This window comes from Embleya scabrispora DSM 41855 (assembly GCF_000372745.1).
GTDB classification, from domain to species: Bacteria; Actinomycetota; Actinomycetes; order Streptomycetales; family Streptomycetaceae; genus Embleya; species Embleya scabrispora.
Map to the genome: position 1 here is coordinate 20,697 of NZ_KB889702.1, position 20,923 is coordinate 41,619.

General features: G+C 71.1%; 19 protein-coding genes and 2 tRNA genes. 8 read left to right on the top strand and 13 right to left on the bottom strand.

Annotated elements, in window-relative coordinates; translation table 11 throughout:
- Positions 1 to 38 precede the first annotated feature (38 nt).
- Positions 39 to 389: a hypothetical protein gene (locus A3IC_RS0139695; protein ID WP_020555624.1), complete on the top strand. Its 351-nt coding sequence runs from the start codon at positions 39 to 41 to the stop codon at positions 387 to 389.
- On the top strand, positions 374 to 1,264 hold the full coding sequence (locus A3IC_RS63295) for an NlpC/P60 family protein (RefSeq protein ID WP_020555625.1): 891 nt from the start codon (positions 374 to 376) through the stop codon (positions 1,262 to 1,264). The genes A3IC_RS0139695 and A3IC_RS63295 overlap by 16 nt, the downstream gene beginning before the upstream one ends.
- A gap of 127 nt (positions 1,265 to 1,391) precedes the next feature.
- On the opposite strand, the gene purL is transcribed toward A3IC_RS63295, so the two are convergent.
- The 3 genes from purL to purS are packed head-to-tail and all read right to left on the bottom strand — an operon-like array spanning position 1,392 to position 4,587.
- On the bottom strand, positions 1,392 to 3,656 hold the full coding sequence (gene purL / locus A3IC_RS0139705) for a phosphoribosylformylglycinamidine synthase subunit PurL (protein ID WP_020555626.1): 2,265 nt from the start codon (positions 3,654 to 3,656) through the stop codon (positions 1,392 to 1,394).
- The gene (purQ, locus tag A3IC_RS0139710) at positions 3,656 to 4,333 is read right to left on the bottom strand and encodes a phosphoribosylformylglycinamidine synthase subunit PurQ (protein WP_020555627.1); all 678 of its coding nucleotides are present in this window, start codon (positions 4,331 to 4,333) and stop codon (positions 3,656 to 3,658) included. Before purQ ends, purL begins: the two co-directional genes overlap by 1 nt.
- Positions 4,330 to 4,587 (bottom strand): phosphoribosylformylglycinamidine synthase subunit PurS, encoded by a 258-nt coding sequence (gene purS, locus A3IC_RS0139715; protein WP_020555628.1) that lies wholly within the window; start codon positions 4,585 to 4,587, stop codon positions 4,330 to 4,332. The genes purQ and purS overlap by 4 nt, the downstream gene beginning before the upstream one ends.
- A gap of 497 nt (positions 4,588 to 5,084) precedes the next feature.
- Between purS and A3IC_RS0139720 the strand changes: the two genes are divergently transcribed.
- From A3IC_RS0139720 to A3IC_RS0139730, 3 genes are all read left to right on the top strand, one after another.
- On the top strand, positions 5,085 to 5,411 hold the full coding sequence (locus A3IC_RS0139720; protein WP_020555629.1) for a histone-like nucleoid-structuring protein Lsr2: 327 nt from the start codon (positions 5,085 to 5,087) through the stop codon (positions 5,409 to 5,411).
- A 212-nt stretch (positions 5,412 to 5,623) separates the two neighbouring features.
- Positions 5,624 to 5,695, top strand: a tRNA-Gly gene (locus A3IC_RS0139725).
- A gap of 91 nt (positions 5,696 to 5,786) precedes the next feature.
- A tRNA-Gly gene (locus A3IC_RS0139730) sits at positions 5,787 to 5,862 on the top strand.
- A 151-nt stretch (positions 5,863 to 6,013) separates the two neighbouring features.
- On the opposite strand, the gene A3IC_RS0139735 is transcribed toward A3IC_RS0139730, so the two are convergent.
- The 7 genes from A3IC_RS0139735 to A3IC_RS0139770 all read right to left on the bottom strand — a co-directional run bounded on the left by A3IC_RS0139735 (position 6,014) and on the right by A3IC_RS0139770 (position 14,647).
- The gene (locus tag A3IC_RS0139735; protein ID WP_020555630.1) at positions 6,014 to 6,916 is read right to left on the bottom strand and encodes a phosphoribosylaminoimidazolesuccinocarboxamide synthase; all 903 of its coding nucleotides are present in this window, start codon (positions 6,914 to 6,916) and stop codon (positions 6,014 to 6,016) included.
- A gap of 401 nt (positions 6,917 to 7,317) precedes the next feature.
- A complete protein-coding gene (locus A3IC_RS70350; RefSeq protein WP_026219277.1) occupies positions 7,318 to 8,694 on the bottom strand; it encodes a M48 family metalloprotease in 1,377 nt (458 codons plus the stop codon).
- Positions 8,695 to 8,886: 192 nt separating this feature from the next.
- On the bottom strand, positions 8,887 to 10,167 hold the full coding sequence (gene purD, locus A3IC_RS0139745) for a phosphoribosylamine--glycine ligase (RefSeq protein WP_020555632.1): 1,281 nt from the start codon (positions 10,165 to 10,167) through the stop codon (positions 8,887 to 8,889).
- A gap of 37 nt (positions 10,168 to 10,204) precedes the next feature.
- On the bottom strand, positions 10,205 to 10,807 hold the full coding sequence (locus tag A3IC_RS0139750) for a hypothetical protein (protein ID WP_020555633.1): 603 nt from the start codon (positions 10,805 to 10,807) through the stop codon (positions 10,205 to 10,207).
- 74 nt (positions 10,808 to 10,881) lie between these two features.
- Complete coding sequence (locus tag A3IC_RS0139755) at positions 10,882 to 11,604, bottom strand: GntR family transcriptional regulator (RefSeq protein WP_079026987.1); 723 nt, start codon at positions 11,602 to 11,604, stop codon at positions 10,882 to 10,884.
- Between the two features lie 286 nt (positions 11,605 to 11,890).
- Positions 11,891 to 13,243 (bottom strand): aspartate aminotransferase family protein, encoded by a 1,353-nt coding sequence (locus tag A3IC_RS0139765; protein WP_020555636.1) that lies wholly within the window; start codon positions 13,241 to 13,243, stop codon positions 11,891 to 11,893.
- A 111-nt stretch (positions 13,244 to 13,354) separates the two neighbouring features.
- Complete coding sequence (locus A3IC_RS0139770; protein WP_020555637.1) at positions 13,355 to 14,647, bottom strand: adenylosuccinate synthase; 1,293 nt, start codon at positions 14,645 to 14,647, stop codon at positions 13,355 to 13,357.
- 124 nt (positions 14,648 to 14,771) lie between these two features.
- On the opposite strand from A3IC_RS0139770, the gene A3IC_RS63300 reads away from it, so the two are divergent.
- A complete protein-coding gene (locus tag A3IC_RS63300; protein WP_020555638.1) occupies positions 14,772 to 15,767 on the top strand; it encodes a diacylglycerol kinase family protein in 996 nt (331 codons plus the stop codon).
- Between the two features lie 115 nt (positions 15,768 to 15,882).
- Here A3IC_RS63300 and A3IC_RS0139780 read toward each other — a convergent pair whose 3' ends face one another.
- Positions 15,883 to 16,299 carry a DUF3151 domain-containing protein gene (locus tag A3IC_RS0139780; RefSeq protein ID WP_026219278.1) on the bottom strand — a complete coding sequence of 139 codons (417 nt, stop codon included), beginning with the start codon at positions 16,297 to 16,299 and terminating at the stop codon, positions 15,883 to 15,885.
- Positions 16,300 to 16,384: 85 nt separating this feature from the next.
- Positions 16,385 to 17,407, bottom strand: coding sequence for a class II fructose-bisphosphate aldolase (gene fbaA / locus A3IC_RS0139785; RefSeq protein WP_020555640.1), 1,023 nt, complete (start codon positions 17,405 to 17,407; stop codon positions 16,385 to 16,387).
- 471 nt (positions 17,408 to 17,878) lie between these two features.
- On the opposite strand from fbaA, the gene A3IC_RS0139790 reads away from it, so the two are divergent.
- Both A3IC_RS0139790 and A3IC_RS67015 read left to right on the top strand, forming a co-directional pair.
- Positions 17,879 to 18,505, top strand: a complete 627-nt coding sequence (locus A3IC_RS0139790) for a SigE family RNA polymerase sigma factor (protein WP_020555641.1) — start codon at positions 17,879 to 17,881, stop codon at positions 18,503 to 18,505.
- Positions 18,502 to 19,485, top strand: coding sequence for a hypothetical protein (locus A3IC_RS67015; RefSeq protein WP_052174025.1), 984 nt, complete (start codon positions 18,502 to 18,504; stop codon positions 19,483 to 19,485). The genes A3IC_RS0139790 and A3IC_RS67015 overlap by 4 nt, the downstream gene beginning before the upstream one ends.
- A 55-nt stretch (positions 19,486 to 19,540) precedes the next feature.
- On the opposite strand, the gene A3IC_RS0139800 is transcribed toward A3IC_RS67015, so the two are convergent.
- On the bottom strand, positions 19,541 to 20,908 hold the full coding sequence (locus A3IC_RS0139800; RefSeq protein ID WP_020555642.1) for an FAD-dependent oxidoreductase: 1,368 nt from the start codon (positions 20,906 to 20,908) through the stop codon (positions 19,541 to 19,543).
- Between the last annotated feature and the right edge of the window lie 15 nt (positions 20,909 to 20,923).

Sequence of the window (20,923 nt, forward strand, 5' to 3'; positions counted from 1 at the left end):
ATCACCCGGACCGGCCAACAAATCGTGACGCTGGGCGCATGAGCAATTACGGGGATCCGGGCCGCATCGACACGATCGCGGCCGAGTTGGCGGCGGCGACCGAACGGGTACGGCCCGGGCCGGTCATCGCCGCCGACTGGCACGGCGACGCGGCGGACGCCTTCGCGGTTCGCGCGCAGACCTGGCGGCGGGAGTGCGCGGCGACCGAGCCGGCCGTGCTCGCGGTGGTCGAGGCGCTGCGGGCGCACGCGGCGGCGATGCGGGCCGCGCTCGCCCGGATCGCGGCCAACGAGCGGGCGGCCCGGGAGGCGGCCGGGCCCGGCGGGCACGAGCACTTTCCGGCCGGCGGCAGCGCGGCCTGGTTGGACGAGCTGTGGGCGCCGCGGTGACCGGCGCCTTCAGCGCGGCACCGGATGTGCTGGTGGCGCTCGCGGGCCGGCTGCGTGCCATCGCCGGCGAGGTGTGGGCGCTGCGCGAGCGCGTCGCGGCGGTCGATGTGGCGGCGAGTCGGCCGCTGGCGCCACCCACCTTCGAGGCGGTGCTCGCTCGGCTGCGCGAGGCGGTGGAGACACTGGATCGGGCCGAGCGCACCGGGGTGGATCTGGCCGATCGGCTGGCCGAAAACGCTCGGGCGTACGCGGATGTGGACTCGGTCGCGGCGACCCGACTGCTCGACCTGGCCGCGCCGAATGGCGCCGCCCCGCCGGCCGCCGCCTCGGTCCGGGTCGCCGAACCGCCGTTCACGCTGCCCGAGGCGTTCGACGGACCGGTCACCGTCCGGCCGATCGGCCGCGGCGCGGGCATCACCCGGATCACACCGGTCGCCGTCGACACACCGGCCGCGTCGGTCACTCCCGTCGCGTCATCGGTGCCGGATGCGGACGAGATCGTGGCCCGGGCGAAGCGGTGGGCCGACCTGCGCCTGCGCTACAGCATGAGCGGACTGCACGACGGCTACCGCACCGATTGTTCGGGGCTGGTCTCGATGGCCTGGGGGCTGCCGCCCCCGGGGCTGACCACGGTGACCCTGCCGGAGGTGTCCCACCGGATCGCCGAGGACGACCTGCGGCCGGGCGACATCCTGTTGAACACCGCGCCGGGGGCGGCCGGACACACGCTGATCTTCGCGGGCTGGGCCGATGCGGCGCACACGAGCTACCACGCGTACGAGGAGAGCGCCTCGAAGGGCGCGCACCACGGCACGGTGCCCTATCCGTACTGGCCCGGACACGGCACCTTCCGCCCATATCGGTTGGGGACGTAGCACCGCGCGGTCCCCGGCGGGGTCGGCGGTGCGGGCGCGCTTCGATCGGATCGTGCGGTCGAAACGCCGAAGGTGCCCGTGCGGCGTGCGCAAAGCACGTCGCACGGGCACCCTCGGTGCGGGCGGCTCAGCCGAACAGACCCTTCAGGGTCCCCTCGTGGGCGGCGCGCACCTCGTCCAGCGCCACCGTGAAGTGGCCCTGGAAGTCGAGGGTGTCGCCGTCGACCACGCCGATCCGGGCACACGGCAGGCCGCGCACCTTGCACATGTCGCTGAAGCGCAGTTCCTCGCTCCGCGGCACCGCGACGATCGCCCGGCCCGCCGACTCGCTGAACAGCGCGACGGTCGGGTCCAGGTCCTCGGCCAGCACCACCCGGGCGCCGTTGCCGCCGGTCAGGCACGCCTCGACCAGCGCCTGGGCCAGGCCGCCGTCGGCGAGGTCGTGCGCGGCGTCGATCATGCCGTCCCGCGAACCCGCGATCAGGATCTCGGCGAGCAGCCGCTCGCGCTCCAGGTCGACCTTCGGCGGCAGGCCGCCCAGGTGGTCGTGGGCCACCTGGGCCCAGGCCGAGCCGGAGAGCTCCTCGTGCGTGTCGCCCAGGAGCAGGATGATCTGCCCCTCCTCGGCGAAGCCGATCGGCGTGCGCCGCTCGACGTCGTCGATCACACCCAGCACGCCGACCACCGGCGTCGGGTGGATCGCCGTCTCGCCGGTCTGGTTGTAGAAGGACACGTTGCCGCCGGTCACCGGCGTGCCCAGGATCTGGCACGCATCGGCGAGACCACGCGTGGTCTCGGCGAACTGCCACATCACCGCCGGGTCCTCGGGCGAGCCGAAGTTCAGGCAGTCGGTGACGGCCAGCGGCTTGGCGCCGGTGGTGGCCACGTTGCGGTACGCCTCGGCCAGTGCGAGCTGCGCACCGGTGTACGGGTCGAGCTTGCAGAAGCGGCCGTTGCCGTCGGTGGCGAGCGCGACGCCCAGGCCGCTCTCCTCGTCGATCCGGACCATGCCGGAATCCTCCGGCTGGGCCAGCACGGTGTTGCCGAGCACGTACTTGTCGTACTGCGCGGTGACCCACGACTTGTCCGCCAGGTTCGGCGAGGCGACAACCTTCAGCAGGGTTGCCTTGAGCTCCTCGGCCGTACCCGGGCGCGGCAGCCGCTCGGCGGCGTCCGCCTGGAGCGTGTCCTGCCATTGCGGGCGGGCGTAGGGGCGCTCGTAGACGGGACCCTCGTGCGCGACCGTGCGCGGCGGCACGTCGACGATCTGCTCGCCGTGCCAGAAGATCTCCAGCCGGTCGCCCTCGGTGACCTCGCCGACGACGGTGGCGATCACGTCCCACTTGTCGCAGATCTCCATGAAGCGGGCCACGTGGGCCGGCTCCACGATCGCGCACATGCGCTCCTGCGACTCGCTCATCAGGATCTCTTCGGGCGAGAGCGTGTGGTCGCGCAGCGGAACGGTGTCCAGCTCGACCCGCATGCCACCGGAGCCGGCCGAGGCCAGCTCGGAGGTGGCGCAGGACAGCCCAGCGCCGCCGAGGTCCTGGATGCCCGCGACCAGGTGCTCGCGGAACAGCTCCAGGGTGCACTCGATCAGCAGCTTCTCCTGGAAGGGGTCACCGACCTGGACGGCCGGGCGCTTGGCCGGGCCGGACCCACCACCATCGTTTTCGGTGAAGGTCTCCGAGGCCAGGACCGAGACGCCGCCGATCCCGTCGCCGCCGGTGCGGGCGCCGTACAGGATCACCAGGTTGCCCGCGCCGGACGCCTGCGCGAGGTGGATGTCCTCGTGCTTCATCACACCCACACACAGGGCGTTGACCAGCGGGTTGCCCTGGTAGCAGGGGTCGAAGACGATCTCGCCGCCGATGTTGGGCAGGCCCAGGCAGTTGCCGTAGCCGCCGATGCCCGCGACCACGCCGGGCAGCACACGCCGGGTGTCGGGGTGCTCGGCAGCGCCGAACCGCAGCGGGTCCATCACCGCGACCGGGCGGGCGCCCATCGCCAGGATGTCGCGCACGATGCCACCGATGCCGGTCGCGGCGCCCTGGTAGGGCTCCACGTAGGAGGGGTGGTTGTGCGACTCGACCTTGAAGGTCACCGCGTAGCCCTGGCCGACGTCGACGACGCCGGCGTTCTCGCCGATGCCCACGAGCATGGCGTCGTTCTCGGGCATCTTGTCGCCGAACTGGCGCAGGTGCACCTTGCTCGACTTGTACGAGCAGTGCTCGGACCACATGACCGAGTACATCGCCAACTCGGAAGAGGTCGGCCGGCGGCCGAGGATCTCCCGGATGCGCGTGTACTCGTCCGGCTTGAGGCCGAGTTCGGCGAAGGGCTGCTCGACCCCGGGGTGCTCGAGCGCGTTCTTGACGGTGTCCAGGCTCATCAGGCGTTCACCAGGCGCTTCAGGATCGAGGTGAAGAACGGAAGGCCCTCGGTCGTGGGACCGGTCAGCGGCTCGACCGCGTGTTCGGGGTGCGGCATCAGGCCGACCACATTCCCGGCGGCGTTGCTGATGCCGGCGATGTCGCGACGCGATCCGTTCGGGTTGACGTCGAGGTATCGCGCGACCACGCGCCCCTCGGCCTCCAACATGTCCAGGGTGCGCTCGTCGGCGACGAAACCGCCATCGATGTTCTTGAGCGGAACGGTGATCTCCTGCCCCGGCGCGAAGTCCGACGTCCATGCGCTGGACACGTTCTCGATGCGCAACTTTTGGTCACGGCAGATGAAGTGCAGGTGATCGTTGCGGGTGAGCGCGCCCGGCAGCAGGTGGGATTCGCAAAGAATTTGGAAACCGTTGCAGATGCCCAATACCGGAAGGCCGGCCTGCGCCTGCTCGATCACCGATTCCATGACCGGCGAGAAGCGCGAGATCGCGCCGCAACGTAGGTAGTCGCCGTACGAGAATCCACCGGGCAGGACGACCGCGTCGACCTGCTGGAGGTTCTTGTCCTTGTGCCACAGCGCGACCGGCTCGGCACCGGCGATACGCACCGCGCGCTGGGCGTCGCGGTCGTCGAGCGAGCCGGGGAAGGTGACGACGCCGACGCGGATCGTCACTTCTCCTCCTCCGTCTCGACGCGGACCACGAAGTCCTCGATCACGGTGTTGGCGAGGAACGACTCGGCGGCTTCGCGGATGCGGGCGAGGGCGGCCTCGTCGACCGGTCCCTCCAGCTCCAGTTCGAAACGCTTGCCTTGGCGGACGTCGGTGATTCCGTCGAATCCCAGACGCGGCAGCGCGCGCTGCACGGCCTGCCCCTGGGGATCGAGGATTTCCGGCTTGAGCATGACGTCGACGACGACGCGTGCCACAGGCACTCCCACTGTGATGGTTCGGGCCGGTCCGTATCCGGGATACGGGGGTTCGGACCCTGCTGCTGGATCGGGTCGGTCGACGCCGGCACCCGATGGATCGGCGGTATCAGGGTACCGGCCGCCTCCGGGCGACCGCCCCGACGTCAAGTTATCCACAGCTTTGGGGTTGTCCACAGGCGTGCCCATCGAGCCCTGATGTCAATAAATCGCCTCCAAACGGGCAATGTTCCCCGCTCGGCCCTCCCGGGCCGCGAGTGCGGCCGAATGTTATCCACAGGCTGTGGATCCTCCGTCGGCCGGCGGACGGACACGCCCACCCGCGCCCGGCGAGAGGAATATCTCGCGTATCGTGAAAACGAATCGCCGACCGGTAAATTAGCGCTTACCGAACCGAAGAACTGCGGACCACACCGCGACGCTTCGCGTTTAGCGCTTAGACTCGGCAATGTAGTTTTGTTTTTCGCCTCGGTGCTATCACCCGAGAGGACACCGCCATGGCCCAGCGTGTAGTCGTCAGCCTGCACGACGACATCGACGGAAGCGAGGCCACGGAAACCATCCGTTTCGGCCTCGACGGCAAGTCGTATGAAATCGACCTTTCGGAAGAGCACGTTCAGCAGATGCGGGATGCCCTGGCCCCTTATCTCGCGGTCGCACGGCGAACCGCGCGCACGGGAAAGCCGTTCCGTCAGACGACCGTCGCCTCCGACCCCGCGGCGGTGCGGGCCTGGGCTCGGGCGCGCGGCATGGACGTGCCCGCCCGCGGGCGCATCCCGGCCCGCGTGTACGCGGAATTCGAGGCCGCCAACACCGCCAACTGACATCACCACCCTCCCGGCGCCCCCCGCGATCGACGCCCGGCCGGGCCTTCCGATCCCCGTCCCGCACCAGTCGGCAGGGCGGGGATCGGGGCAACCGCGAAAGAACTTTTCCGGCAAAGTCGGACATCCGTAACGATCCGACTCCGGAGCGTGCTTGGCACCTCCGGGGGTCCTATAGAGTTCTCTTGCACCCGGGAAACCGGGGAACACACGCAGGCGTAGCTCAGTGGTAGAGCGCCCCCTTTCCAAGGGGGAGACGCAGTGTTCGATTCCTGTCGCCTGCTCTGCTCGACCCCTCGAACCGAGGTCGGTGGCAACCACCTCCGCGGATCGGGTAGGGTTGGGGACACAACGCGGGGCAAAACCCCGGGTCGTGCGGACGTGGCTCAGTTGGTAGAGCATCACCTTGCCAAGGTGAGGGTCGCGAGTTCGAATCTCGTCGTCCGCTCCATGAGAAGGCCGGATCACTTGTGATCCGGCCTTCTTGCTGTGCGCGAAAAGCGTGTGCCGCATCTCCCGGGCCCGTGGGAAGCGGGCGCGCGGGGCCGAGACGGCGACACCGCCGGACCCGGCGGGGGTCCGGCGGTGATCGGGTGTCGTGGTCAGGCCCAGCGGCGGCCGGTCAGCCGCTCGTACGCCTCGACGTACTTCTCGTGCGTACGCCGGACGACCTCCTCGGGCAGAGCCGGCGGCGGGGTGTCCGCCGCGCGGTCCCAGCCGGACTCGGGCGAGGCCAGCCAGTCGCGCACGTACTGCTTGTCGAAGGACGGCTGGGCGTGGCCGGGCTCCCATTCGTCGGCCGGCCAAAAACGCGACGAGTCGGGAGTGAGCACCTCGTCGGCCAGCACGAGCCGGCCATCCGTATCGAAGCCGAACTCGAACTTGGTGTCGGCCAGGATGATCCCGCGTTCGCGGGCGATGTCCCGGGCCCGGCTGTAGACGGCCAGCGTGGCCTGGCGCAGCGACGTGGCCAGTTCGGCGCCGTGGTTCTCGGCGACGTAGTCGTACGAGACGTTCTCGTCGTGCTCGCCGACCTCGGCCTTGGTGGCCGGGGTGAAGATCGGTGCGGGCAGTTCGGAGCCGTCGGTCAGGCCCTCGGGCAGCGTGATCCCGCACACCGTGCGCGAGGAGCGGTATTCCACCAGGCCGGATCCGGCCAGGTAGCCGCGCGCCACGCACTCGACCGGCACCATGTCCAGGCGTCGGCACACCAGCGCGCGGCCGGCCCAGTCGGCGGGGGCGCCGGCCGGTACCTCGGTGGAGATCACGTGGTTGGCACACAGGTCCGCGAGCAGCTCGAACCACCACAGCGACATGCTGGTGAGGATCCGGCCCTTATCCGGGATCTCCGGGTCCAGGACCCAGTCGAAGGCCGACATCCGGTTGCTCGCCACCATCACGAGGTTGCCCTCGGCGTCGGTGTACAGATCACGCACCTTGCCGGTGTGGATGTGGGTCAGGCCGGGAACCTCGACCGGCTCGGGCTTGGTGACGAATCCGCTCACTGAAACCAGCACTTTCTCGGGTCGTGGGCTCGCCGCGTGTGCGCCGGGGCGAGGCGAGCCGAGTCTTTCACGGCACCGGTCGACGCCGGAACGCGCCGGGCCGACGGCGGGGCCGCTCGTGCGTGGATGCCGGACGGCCCGACCCAAGCCACGGCCGGCGGATTCCGGTGGGTCGGGCCACGGCGTCGTACGGCGGCGTGCCTCGGCGTGCCGGGGAAGCAGCCGCGTAGTGGTCTGTGATCGGCGGTTTCCCCGGAGCGCGCGGAGCGCGTCCGGCGTGCGCGCCCGGGGAAGCAGCCGCGCGGTGGTCCGATCGGCTGTTCGCCGGTGCGGCGAGGAGCCCGCGCCTCGGATGCGGTGCCCCGGGCGACGCGTCCGCTCCAGGGTTCGCCGGACCGGGTTCAGGCCGCCGAGCCGCCCGGGTGGACCGGTTCTCGGGTGGGGATGCCGATGCGGGCCAGCCACGTGCGCAGCGGGGCGTCGTTGCCCTCGTCGACGGCGCGGGTGATCAGGGTCGCCAGGTCGACCGCCCGGCCGGCGCCGTCGACCAGGACCGGGCCGTCCAGCCAGTCCACCGCCGGCCGCATCCGGCCGGTGTCCAGGGCCGCGCACGCGACCACCGCGAACAGGTGGTCGGCGGCCTCGCGCCGGCCCTCGTCCGGATCCCGGCGCAGCCCCGCCAGGGCGTCGTCGACCGGGGCCGCGAACGCCTCGGCCCTCGCCCGCCAGACCGGCTCGATGACCGCTCGCGGGTAGTCCGCCCAGCGGACCGGGTCCGGGGTCGGGCCGTCCGCGAAGATGTCCGCCGCGAGGCGGGAGACCTCGCCGTCCATGGCGATCGGGTCGGTGAGCAGGTCGCTGGCGGGCCGCTCGGCCAGCCGCGCGCCGAACGCGTCGGCGAGCTTGTCCCGCCGGGACAGCTCGGTCAGCGCCGACACCACGCCCGCCATCAGCGCGTCCGGGCGCCGTCCGATCGTCCAGGCGGGGGCCGCCAGCCGGGTCAGCAGCCGGTCCCAGCCCGCGTAGGCCAGGCCGACCTGTTCGTGTGCGGCGGCCCGCAGTTCCGGCTCCAGCGGGATGGCCAGCGCCGCCGCGCCGACCGCGATCTCGCGTTCCATCAGCTCGGCGTGCCCCCGGCACAGGCCCAGCAGTTGCCGGGCGAACGCGCGGGAGACGCGGCGGGCCGGGCGCAGCGGGCGCGGGCCGGGCGAGCGTCGTACGTCGGCGACGGCGTCCAGTCTGCGCACCCAGCGGCGCGCGCCCGCGACGGCAGGTTCGGCCGATGCCTCGGTGCCCGCCACGACCGGGGCGAGCAGGGCGCGCAGTTCGCCCTCCCGCAGCCACCACAGGAACGGGGCGCCGATCACCAGCACGGTGCGCCGGGCCCGTCGGGGGTCGGGTTCCAGCCAGCTGTCGCATTCGGGGCACAGCCGGATGCCGTCCGGCGTCGGGACGCGCAGTTCCTCGGCCAGTGCGCGCACCATCGTGTGCAGTTCGGGGGCGTCCCGTGGGTTCAGCGTGATCGCCGGGACGCCGGTCCTGCGCACCAGCGCGAGGTCGAGTGCGACCCAGGCGAGCACGGCCACCAGGGCCGCCGCCAAGGCGGCGAGCAGCGTTCCCGACGCGCTTTCGCCGTAGGTGCGCGAGGCGCCGTACAGCAGCAGGCCGGCGGCCGCGAGCGTGGCAAGGACAGCGCCGTTGCGCACCCACAACACAGCGCGCGCCCGCGCGCGCGCCTCGGCCAGCGCCAGCGGTTCGGCCGACTCGCCCACACGCATCGCCCCCATCCGATCCTGGATCCGGGGATCACTCGTCCGGGTCGTCGGTCACGACCCGCGGTGCTCGCACGATAATGCGACGAGTTCGGGTGTTCAGCCCCTTCGGGCGGAACACCATCCCTGCGAGTGAGATCCGGGGCCGGACGGCTGCGTGTGTTTGAGCCGACCGATGACGCTCGCGAACGGCCGAATTCAGCCGTTCGCGACCCCACCGGCGACGCTGATCTCGCCCCGGATCGCCTTGGCGGCGATGTCGGTGCGATGGTGCGAGCCGGGCAGGCCGATCAGCGCGACACCCTCGTACGCGCGGTCGCGGGCCTGCTCCAGGGTCGCCCCGGTGCCGGTCACCGAGAGCACCCGGCCACCGGAGGACAACACGTCGCCGGCCTCGCCGCGGCGGGTGCCGCCGTGCAGGACGTAGGTGTGCGGGAGCTTGGCCACCTCGGCCAGGCCCTTGATCGGGTCGCCGGTGCGCGGGGTGGCCGGGTAGTTCTCCGCGGCCACCACGACGGTCACCGCCGCGCCCTCGTGCCAGCGCAGCGGCTCCAGCCCGCCCAGGCGCCCGGTGGCGGACGCGTGCAGCACGCCGGCCAGCGGGGTGGCCAGGCTCGCCAACACGACCTGGGTCTCCGGGTCGCCGAACCGGCAGTTGTACTCGATCACGCGCGGGCCGCGCGAGGTCAGCGCCAGCCCGATGAACAGCACACCGGAGAACGGGGTGCCCCGGCGGCGCATCTCGTCCACGGTGGGTTGGGCGACGGTGCGCACCAGGTCCTCGGTCAGGCCCTCGGGGGCCCACGGGAGCGGGGTGTAGGCGCCCATGCCGCCGGTGTTGGGGCCCGCGTCGTCGTCGCCGACCCGCTTGAAGTCCTGGGCGGGCTGCAGGGCCACCACGTCGTTGCCGTCGCACAGCACGAACAGCGAGACCTCGGGGCCGTCCAGGAACTCCTCGATCACCACACGGTCGCAGGAGGCGGCGTGCGCGCGGGCGACCTCGATGTCGTCGGTGACCACGACGCCCTTGCCGGCGGCGAGGCCGTCGTCCTTGACCACGTAGGGCGGCCCGAACGCGTCCAGCGCGTGGTCGGCCTCCTCGGGGGTGGTGCACACGTAGCTGCGCGCGGTGGGCACGCCGGCCGCGGCCATCACCTCCTTGGCGAACGCCTTGGAGCCTTCCAGCCGGGCGGCGGTGCCGGACGGGCCGAAGCAGTCGATGCCACGGGCGCGCACGGCGTCCGCGACCCCGGCGACCAGCGGCGCCTCGGGGCCGACGACGACGAGGTCGACGCCGAGCCGTTGCGCGAGGTCGGCCACGTCCCCGGCGTTGAGGGCGTCGACCTGGCGCAGCTCGGCCACCTGGGCGATGCCGGCGTTGCCGGGCGCGCAGTAGACGGCGGAGACCGCGGAGTCGAGGGAGAGCGAGCGGCACAGCGCGTGCTCACGGGCACCGCTGCCAATCACGAGGACCTTCACACCGGCAGCCTAGTGCCGTGCGCCACGAGCACCGAACTCAGGCGAAGACCACCATCGCGCCCAGCGTCACACTTTCCTGGGCTGCGGCGTACAGGGTCGCCCACACGAAGCGCTCGCGGGCGAAGGGCGCGCCGTCGTAGGTGGGCGTGGGCCGGGGCGGGTCGAGCAGGTCCACCCCGATGTAGGGGGCCAGGTCCTCCAGCTCGCGCAGCATGCCCAGGCTGGAGCCCAACGGCCCGCCGTCCTCGGGCAGCGGGTCGTCCATCAGCGGCTGCGGGAAGTCGACGGGCAGGTAGGCGCCCGCGTGGTCGTAGTGCCAGACCAGGTGGGAGAACTGGGCGGCCGCCTCGAAGGTCTCCAGGAGGCGGTCGTAGTCCTCGCCCAGCCGCTCCACCGGGGTGACCGGGAACCCCGTGCGGTGCAGCAGATAGGCGCGGCGCAGGTAGTGCAGCGATTCGTGGTCGAACGCGCCCGCGAGGCGTACCTCGGCGGTGCCCGGCTGCCACGTGCGCACCGGCACGGCCGGCAGGCCGTTGACGACGAGCGCGGCATCGTAGGCGGCCAGCTCGTCGCGGAACGGATTCTCCGGGTTGTGACACAGCGCGTCCACCAGCGGAACGAGCCAGACGTCGCAATCCACGGTGCAGCTCCCGGTCTTGTCGGTGCGGGTGGCGGGTCAGGGCGCCACCGTACCGTCCTGCGGCGAAGCGATCGTCAGCGCGCGTCCGCCAGTTCGCGGGCGAGCCGGCGGCCGACCGAGGTGTAGTCGCGCATCAGCGCCATCGCCGCCTCCGCGTCGCGCCGCGCGACCCGGTCGGCGAGTTCGCGGTAGCGGCCCCAGCCCGACGTGGTCGGCGGTGCGTCGCGCAGGTAGGGAACGATGTACATCCAGGCCTGGACCCGGAGCACGGCGAGCACGTCCGCCAGTCGGCGATTGCCGCTCCAGCGCCCGAGTTCGGCGAAGAAGCGGCGATCGAGCAGGGCCACCTCGGACACGTCGCCGTTCCACCGCGCGGCGTCGAGCCGGTCGCCGAGCGCACGCAGCGCGGGCATCGCCTCCTCCGGCGCGGTGCGCGCGACCCGGCCGATCAGCGGCACGCCGAGCAGTCGGCGGGACTCGACGATCTCGGCGAAGTCGGTCCAGGTGAAGGTGCACACCTGGAAGCCGCGGTGGTGGCCGCCGAGCAGCAGACCCTGCGCGGCCAGTTGGATCAGCGCCTCCCGCACGGGAGTTGCCGAGACCCCGAAGCGTTGCGCGGTCTCGTTGACGGTGAGCGAGGTGCCGGCCGCGAGTCGCCCGGTCACCAGGTCGTCGCTGAGCACTTCGGCGATCTCCTGGCGCAGGCTGATCCGCCGCAACGGGGCCTTCCCGCCGAGGGGATCGGCCGCGCCGAAAAACAGGCCGCCGTCTAAAACACTGCCCTGTGCCGACTGCACGCGGTCTCTTCCCGCCGGCCGTCGACGCCGTCGCGTCGACGGGCATCCGTCCGATCAAGTCGATCGCGTCGATCATATGAACGGATATCCGATTTGGGGAGCAACGTGCCCATCCGATTTCGCCCGCGACGTCGGGAGTTCGTCCGTCGGATCCGCCGACGGCGGGCCGCGGACGCCGAAAAAGCCGTACCCGCACCGGTCGGGGTGCGGGTACGGCTCGTTGCGTGGGCCCGACCCGGACCGCCCGAGGCGGTCGGGCGGATCCGCGGAAGGGGCCGGCGGGTGCTTACGCGCAGAACGCGTCCGCGACGGTCAGCGCCTCGTCCAGGATGGCCAGGCCCTCCTTGACCTCACCCTCGGTGCTCGTGCACGGCGGCACCACGTGGGTGCGGTTCATGTTGACGAACGGCCACAGGCCGCGGGCCTTGCAGGCCGCGGTGAACTCGTTCATCGGCTGCGCGGCCGGGCCCGCGGCGTTGTAGGCGACCAGCGGCTCGCGGGTCTCCTTGTCCTTGACCAGCTCGATCGCCCAGAACACGCCGAGGCCGCGGACCTCGCCGACGCTCGCGTGCCGCTCGGCCATCGCGCGCAGCTCGGGGCCGATCACGCTCTCGCCGAGCCACTTGGCGTTCTCGACGATCTTCTCCTCGCGCATCGCGGTGATCGTCGCGACGGCGGCGGCGCACGCGAGCGGGTGACCGGAGTAGGTCAGGCCGCCGGGGAACGGGCGCTCGCGGAACGTCTCGAAGATGCGGTCGGAGATGATCACGCCGCCGAGCGGGACGTATCCGGAGTTGACGCCCTTGGCGAAGGTGATCAGATCCGGGGTGATGTCCCAGTTGTCCACCGCGAACCACGCGCCGGTGCGGCCGAAGCCGGCCATCACCTCGTCGGCGATGAAGATGATCCCGTACTTGTCGCACAGCGCCCGGACACCGGCGAGGTAGCCGGCCGGCGGCACCAGGATGCCCGCGGTGCCGACCACGGTCTCCAGCACGATCGCGGCGATCGTCTGGGCGCCCTCGAACACGATGGTGTTCTCCAGGTGCGCCAGCGCGCGCTCGCACTCCTGCGCCTCGCCGTCCGCGTGGAAGGCGGAGCGGTAGGCGTACGGACCCCAGAAGTGCACGATGCCGGACACGCCGGTCTCGTTCGGCCAGCGGCGCGGGTCGCCGGTCAGCGCGATCGCGTTGGCGGTGGCGCCGTGGTACGAGCGGTAGGTGGAGAGCACCTTGTGCCGGCCGGTGTGCAGGCGCGCCATCCGGATCGCGTTCTCGTTCGCCTCGGCGCCGCCGTTGGTGAAGAAGACTCGGTTGAGGTCGCCGGGGGCGAGTTCGGTGATCAGCCGCGCGGCCTCGCTGCGGGCGTCGTTGGCGAAGGCCGGCTGGATCATGCACAGCTTGTCGGCCTGCGCCTTGATCGCCGCGACGACCTTGGGGTGCTGGTGTCCGATGTTGGTGTTGACCAGCTGCGACGCGAAGTCCAGGTACCGGTTGCCGTCGTAGTCCCAGAAATAGGAACCTTCGGCACCCGCGACCGCCAGCGGGCTGATGAGCCCCTGCGCGGACCAGGAGTGGAAGACATGGGCGCGGTCGGCGTCGTAGACGGCCTGCCCGGCCGCCGGGTCCAGAGTGCTCATGCGGCCACCCTACGGCCGGACAAACGCCGCTCGAACCGTCAGATTGTCAACGATCACCGGCCCCGGCCGACAGTGTGTCGGACCGGGGCCGGTGCTGCGTTTCGCCGTCGGCTACTTGCCGCGGAGCAGGCTGTTGATCTCGATGGTCTGCGTGCGGCCGGGGCCGACGCCGATCGCCGAGATCGGGGCGCCGGACATGTCCTCCAGGGCCCGGACGTACGCCCGCGCGTTCTTGGGCAGGTCCTCGAAGGTCTGCGCGCCGGTGATGTCCTCGGTCCAGCCGGGGAGCTTCTCGTAGATCGGCTTCGCGTGGTGGAAGTCGGTCTGCGACATCGGCAGTTCGTCGTACCGCACGCCGTCGATGTCGTACGCGACGCAGACCGGGATCTCCTCCCAGCCGGTCAGCACGTCCAGCTTGGTCAGGAAGAAGTCGGTGAGCCCGTTGACCCGGGTCGCGTAGCGCGCGATGACCGCGTCGAACCACCCGCAGCGCCGGTCGCGACCGGTGGTCACCCCGCGCTCGTGGCCGATCCGACGCAGCGCCTCGCCGTCCTCGTCGAAGAGCTCGGTCGGGAACGGTCCGGCACCCACGCGCGTGGTGTACGCCTTGAGAATGCCGATCACGCCGGTGATCTTGGTCGGGCCGATGCCGGATCCGGCACACGCGCCGCCCGCCGTCGGGTTGGAGGACGTCACGAACGGATACGTGCCGTGGTCCACGTCCAGCAGCGTGCCCTGCCCACCTTCGAGCAGGACCACCCTGCCCTGGTCCAGGGCTCGGTTCAGGACCAGCGTGGTGTCGGCGACGTACGGCTTGAGCTGCTCGGCGTAGCCGAGGTATTCCTCGACCACCTCCTCGACCCGCAGCTCGCGGCGGTTGTACATCTTGACCAGCATCTGGTTCTTGTCCGACAGCGCGCTCTCGACCTTTTGGGTCAGGATGCCGACGTCGAACAGGTCCTGGACGCGGATCCCGACCCGGTTGATCTTGTCGGCGTAGGCCGGGCCGATACCGCGCCCGGTGGTGCCGATCTTGCGCTTGCCGAGGAACCGTTCCGTCACCTTGTCGAGGGTGCGGTGGTACGGCGTGATCAGGTGCGCGTTGCCCGAGATGAGCAACTTGGAGGTGTCGATGCCGCGTTCGACCAGGGTGCTGATCTCGTGGAGCAGCACCCCCGGGTCGACCACGACACCGTTGCCGATGACGGGCGTGCACTCGGGCGTGAGGATGCCGGAGGGCAACAGGTGGAGGGCATACTTCTGATCGCCGATGACAACGGTATGGCCGGCATTGTTGCCGCCCTGGTACCGGACCACGTAGTCGACGGATCCGCCGAGCAGGTCGGTAGCCTTCCCCTTGCCCTCGTCTCCCCATTGGGCGCCGACGAGTACGAGTGCGGGCATGAGGCGTACACCCCTTCCAGGCGGGGCATGTTTGACAACGGGAGCCCCGGACGGTCCAAGCCCCTTGACGCGGTGCGCGGCAAGGGGCTCTTGCGGGGAGAGGTTACCTGAGGAAGGACGACCGGTGTCGGCCGAGCGCTCGCTGCTCGTGATCACGGACCCTGCGGCTCGCTCGGCGGACGGCGAATCCGTCCGGGTCGCGCTCGATGTTCTGCGGGCCTGCGCCCCCAGCAAGATCGTCATTCCCACGGACACCGCCGACCTGCAGCGCGCGCTCGCGCGGCGGGGGCGTCGGCGTGTCGTGGTGATCGGCGGGGATGCCGGAGTGCACGCCGTGGCGCGGTTACTCGATCGTGCGGGCGAGCTCGGCGACACGCCCTTGGGCATCGTCCCGGTGGACACCGGAAGCGGCCACGGACTGGCCGAGGCATTGGGCCTGCCGGCCGAGCCCGCCAAGGCGGCACGGGTGGCACTGGGCGAGAACGAACGTTCCTTCGACCTGATGTCGGACGACCTGGGCGGCCTCGCGCTGCGCTCGGTCCGGATCGGTCACGGGGTCCGCTCGACCCGTTCGGCGCCGGTGCGGCCGACGTCGGGGCGGGGCTGGCGCGACCTGGTCGACCACGCCGTACGGACCGTGTCGAACACCGTCGGCGCGGCGGTGGGGCCCGCGGGGCACCGGCTGCGGATCGAGGCGGACGGGTGTGTCGTGGCCGACACGGATCGGCCGGTGTTGTCCGTGCATCTGGGCTGCGACGGCTTGGTGACACCCGGGTCGAAGATGACGGAAGTCACGTCCAACGGGTCCGAAGGCACCCATGGCGTGAACGGTATGAACGGCCCGAACAGCCTGAATGGCACGAACAGGAGCAATCGAGCATCCAACGCGAACGGTGCGAACGGTGCCGGGACGGCGAGCGTGATGATCACCGGGCATCCGGGGGCGACCCGGTTCGGCGCGGCCCAGGCCCGCGACGCACTCGTGCAATTGCGCGCACACGAGATCACGGTGTGCGGTCGCGACTTCACCTATGCGGCGGACGGCATGGCGACCGGACCGGTACGGCTGCGCACCTGGACGGTGCGGCCGACGGGATGGCGCCTGTTCGTCCCCGCATAGCCCGGCACCGGAACCGCCGGCAAACCGGCGGGCCGGAACCGCGGCCGAGGAGACCGGCCGGGCCGAAGAGAGTTCAGCCCGGCCTTTCGAGGCCACCTCGGCCCAAGGCCGTGGTTCAGCCCTCCAGCGCGTCCGCACCCGCCGGGCTGCTGTCCCGCAGGAAGATCGTGCAGCGCGAGTACTCCTCCTCCTCGCCGATCGCCCCCGCCGCCCGCGCCAGCGCGTGCAGCGAGCGCAGGAAGCCGCGGTTGGGCTCGTGCTCCCACGGCACCGGACCGTGGCCGCGCCAGCCGGAGCGGCGCAGTGCGTCCAGGCCGCGGTGGTAGCCGACTCGGGCGTAGGCGTAGGACTCGATCACGTTGCCCTTGGCGAACGCGTCGTCGGCCAGGTCGGCCCACGCGAGCGAGAAGGTCGGGAACTTCGCGGCCACCTCGGCCGGCGGCACACCGTCGACGAGCAGCGCCAGCGGCTCGGCTTCCTCGGGCAGGTAGGTGGGGTCGGGTCCGCCGAAAAGGTTCTGATCGATGGTCATGGTGCCCATGATCGCCCATCACGACGCGAAGCCCGCGACCTCGTGGTCGCGGGCTTCGGTGCCGCGGGTCGGGCTCGGGTGTCGCCTACTTCAGCCGGGTGCCCGCGGAGCGCAGGTCCCGGCAGGCCACGACCACGCGCTCGGCCATCCCGGTCTCGGCCGCCTTGCCGTACGAACGCGGGTCGTACAGCTTCTTGTTGCCGACCTCGCCGTCCACCTTGAGCACGCCGTCGTAGTTGCGCAGCATGTGGTCCACGACGGGGCGGGTGAAGGCGTACTGGGTGTCGGTGTCGACGTTCATCTTGACCACGCCGTAGTCGAGCGCCTCGCGGATCTCCTCCAGGAGCGAGCCCGAGCCGCCGTGGAAGACCAGGTCGAACGGCTTCTCCCGGCCGTACTTGGCGGCGACCGCGTCCTGGATGTCCTTGAGGATGCTCGGGCGCAGCTTGACGTTGCCCGGCTTGTACACACCGTGCACGTTGCCGAACGTCGCGGCCAGCATGTAGCGGCCCTTCTCGCCCAGGCCGATCGCCTCGACCGTCTCCAGCGCGTCGGCCGGGGTCGTGTAGAGCTTGTCGTTGATCTCGTTGTCGACGCCGTCCTCCTCGCCGCCGACGACGCCGATCTCCAGCTCCATGATGATCCGCGCGGCGGCGCACTTGGCGATCAGCTCACGCGCGATCTCCAGGTTCTCGTCCAGCGGTACCGCCGAGCCGTCCCACATGTGCGACTGGAACAGCGGGTCCTGCCCCTTGGCCACCCGCTCCGCGGAGATGTCGATCAGCGGGCGCATGAACCCGTCGAGCTTGTCCTTGGGGCAGTGGTCGGTGTGCAGGGCGATGTTCACCGAGTACTTCTCCGCGACCACCTTCGCGTACTCGGCGAACGCGACCGAGCCCACGACCATGTCCTTGACGGTGGTGCCGGACAGGAACTCCGCGCCGCCCGTGGACACCTGGACGATGCCGTCGCTCTCCGCCTCGGCGAAGCCGCGCAGGGCGGCGTTCAGGGTCTGGGACGAGGTCACGTTGATCGCCGGGTAGGCGAATCGACCGGCCTTCGCCCGGTCGAGCATCTCGGCGTAGACCTCGGGAGTTGCGATGGGCATGCGTCTGCTCCTCGTTGCTCAGCCAAGCGGTGATATGAGGGTTTTCGGACACGGATGGCCGTATCCCCGCTTGCCGCCCATCCTGGCAGACCGCTCCGGACGACACCGCATCCCGCCCTCCCCGTTCGGGGGACCGGATGCCATGCCTGACGAAGCGTCAGGTCGGCGTCGCGGGTGGCGCCGGGATCTCGGGAAACCTCGTTTCCTTGTCCACAACCTTCCCCAGGGGACACCCCTGTCATGCGCGCGCCCGTTATGAGTGTCTTTGTGAAGATCGATGGGCGGATGCCCATCGTCGCGATGCGGCGGCGTCGGGTCGGGTCGGGAACCGAACCGCCGCGACGCACCAACTGAGCTACGAGGAAAAGAACTTCGGGTCATCACGCAACCCCTCGGGGTGCGGGGCGTCACCAGGACACAGGCTGTGCACGGAGGGGGCGGTCACATGACAGCGAAGGGGGCGGCGGAGCTGTGGCGCTGCTGAGCATGCCGGCATTCGGGGGCGACCAGCAGTCGTCCGGCTCCCCGTCGGAGAACACGGTGGCGCCCGAGGCATCACGTCGGTCGCGATTTCGCATCCTGCGGGGCGGCGGCGGGGAACCGCCGGCCCGCCCGACGTTGACCGAGCTCTATCACGCCCAACGGCTCGGCATGGTCCGGCTGTCCATCCTGCTCGTCGACGACCTCGGCACCGCCGAGGACGTCGTCCAGGACGCCTTCACCGCGCTGTACCGACGCTTCGGTGAGGAACTGGAGGACGTCGACAACGCGCTGGCCTACCTGCGCACCTCCGTGGTCAACCTCTCGCGTTCGGTACTGCGCCGCCGGCGTACCGCCCGTGCCTACGTGCCCCCGCACGAACCCGACGCCTCCTCGCCCGAGGACGCGGTGGTCCTGTCCGAGGAGCACCTGCGGGTGCTCGGTGCGGTGCAACGCCTGGCCCCGCGACAGCGCGAAGTGCTGGTGCTGCGCTATTGGTCCGATATGACGGAGGCCCAGATAGCCGAGACCCTCGGGCTTTCCCGTGGAGCGGTGAAGTCCACGGCAAGCCGTGCCATCGACGCCCTCGAAAAACTCATGAAGGACGAACAGTCGTGACCGAACGCGATGCGCGCGACGAATCGATGGAGGATCTGCTGCGCGCGGCCCTGGCCTCGCGCGCCGACTCAGTCACGCTCGGCTCGCTGCGACCGCCGGGCCCACCCACGTCCGGGAACGATCACCGGAGTCGGCTCGGGAGGATCGGCGTTCCGCTCGCCGTGCTGGCCGCAGCGGCCGCGGCCTTCGGCGGAGTGTCCCTGATCGGCGCGCCAAAGCACACCGCCGGCGCACCCGCGGACCGGCCGATGTCGGTGAGCGCGCTGCCGACCCGAGAGCACACCGCGGTGTCCGAGGCGCCGCCGCTCGCGGCGACCTCGCCGAGCGCACCCGGAACCACCGCTCCCGCGTCGGTGCCGGCCTCGGAGCCACCGCCCGAGAGCACTCCGTCGACGACACCCCCGAGTCGTCCGAGCACCCAGAGCCTGCCGACGGGCACCCGGACGGCGAGCAAAACGTTCGGGGCCCAGGCGATCAAGGTGACCGTGCCGTCGGGGTGGCGCGACCAGCCCGGTGCCCCCCTGAGCGACGGCACGATCCCCAGCCGCTGCTTCTCCGCGCCCGTGACGGGGGAGGTCAAGTACCCCTGCGATCTCGACTCCGCGCGGATCCTGATCAACCGGGTCGGCGATCCGGACGTATGGAGCTACGCGAAATCGCTGGATGTCTCCGCGTACAACTACGCCACCCAGCCGATGTGCGCGAAGGACGGGCACCTGGTCCTGCTGGAGAGCACCGAGACGATCACGCCCAAGGTGGTGACCCGGGACAAGCGCACGGTCGGTGGGCACGGCGCGGAGTACCGCGTGATCTCGGTGACCTGCAAGGGCGGCCAGGACTTCAAGGTGCGGACCTGGTCGATGCCGGATCTGGGCATCGAGATCTTCGCGACCAGCGCGGACGCGAAGGCGGACACCGCCATCGACCGCGTGGTCGCGTCCGTGGACCTGTCGGGCTTCAAGCCCCGCACGACCGACTGATCTCCGACCACACCCACCACGGCACGGGCCGCGGTCCGCGCCGTGGTGGGTGTGGTCAGTGGCCCTCGGCCACCTTCTGTGCCGCCTTGCGCGCCGCGACCAGGATCGGGTCCCACACCGGCGAGAACGGCGGCGCGTAGCCGAGGTCCAGGGAGGTCATCTCCTCGACCGTCATCCGGTGTGTGAGCGCGACCGCCGCGGTGTCGATCCGCTTCGCGGCGCCGTCCCGGCCGACGATCTGCACGCCCAGGAGCCGACCGGTGAGCCGTTCCGCGATCATCTTGACCGTCATCGACCGCGCGCCCGGGTAGTAGCCGGCCCGTCCGGTGGACTCGATGGTCGCGGTCACGAACTCGTAGCCCGCGGCGGCGGCGTCCTTCTCGCGCAGCCCGGACCGGCCGATCTCCAGGTCGCAGACCTTGCTCACCGCGGTGCCGACCACGCCGGGGAAGGTCGCGTAGTCGCCGCCGATGTTGGTGCCGATCACCCGGCCGTGTTTGTTCGCATGGGTGCCGAGCGCGATGTGCTGTCGGCGGCCGGAGACCAGGTTGAGCACCTCGACGCAGTCCCCGCCCGCCCAGATGCCGTCCGAGCCGACCCGCATCCGCACGTCGGTGTGCAGACCACCGCTCGCACCCAGCGGCAGACCCGCCTCGCGGGCCAGTTCGGTGGCGGGCCGCACACCCAGGCCGAGCACCACGATGTCCGCGGGAAAGCGGCCGTCGGCGGTCAGCACGGCACTCGCCCGACCGTCCACCACCTCGATCTCCCGGGCCTCGGTCCCGGTCACGACCTCGATGCCCATCCCCTCCATCGCCTCCTGCACCAGCGCGCCCATGTCCGGGTCGAGCGTGGACATCGGGTGCGCGGACCGGTCCACGACGGTGACCCGCAGGCCCTTGCGGACCATCGCCTCGGCCATCTCGATGCCGATGTACCCGCCGCCGATCACCACCGCCGTACGGTGCTCGGGAGCCAGCCACCCGGTCAGCTCGCGTGCGTCCTCCAGGGTCTGCACGCCGTACACGCCGGGCGCGTCGATGCCCGGCAGCGGCGGCCTGATCGGCACCGCGCCGGTGGCGAGCACGAGCTGGTCGAAGCCGATCCGGTCGGCCCGTCCGGTACCCAGGTCACGGACCGCGATCTCGCGCCGATCCAGGTCCAGGCCCTCCGCCTCGACCCCCATCCGCAGATCCATCCCGCGCTTGCGGTGCTCCTGCGGAGTGCGCGCGATCAGCGCGTCGAGGCCGTCCACCTCGCCGGACACCAGATACGGGATGCCGCACGCGGAGTACGAGGAGAACCGGCCGCGCTCGATCACGACGATCTCCAGATCGTCCTCACCACGCCGCCGTCGGGCCTGGGACGCCGCACTCATTCCGGCGGCGTCGCCGCCGATCACCACCAGCCGCTCGATACCCACGTACTACCCCTGACT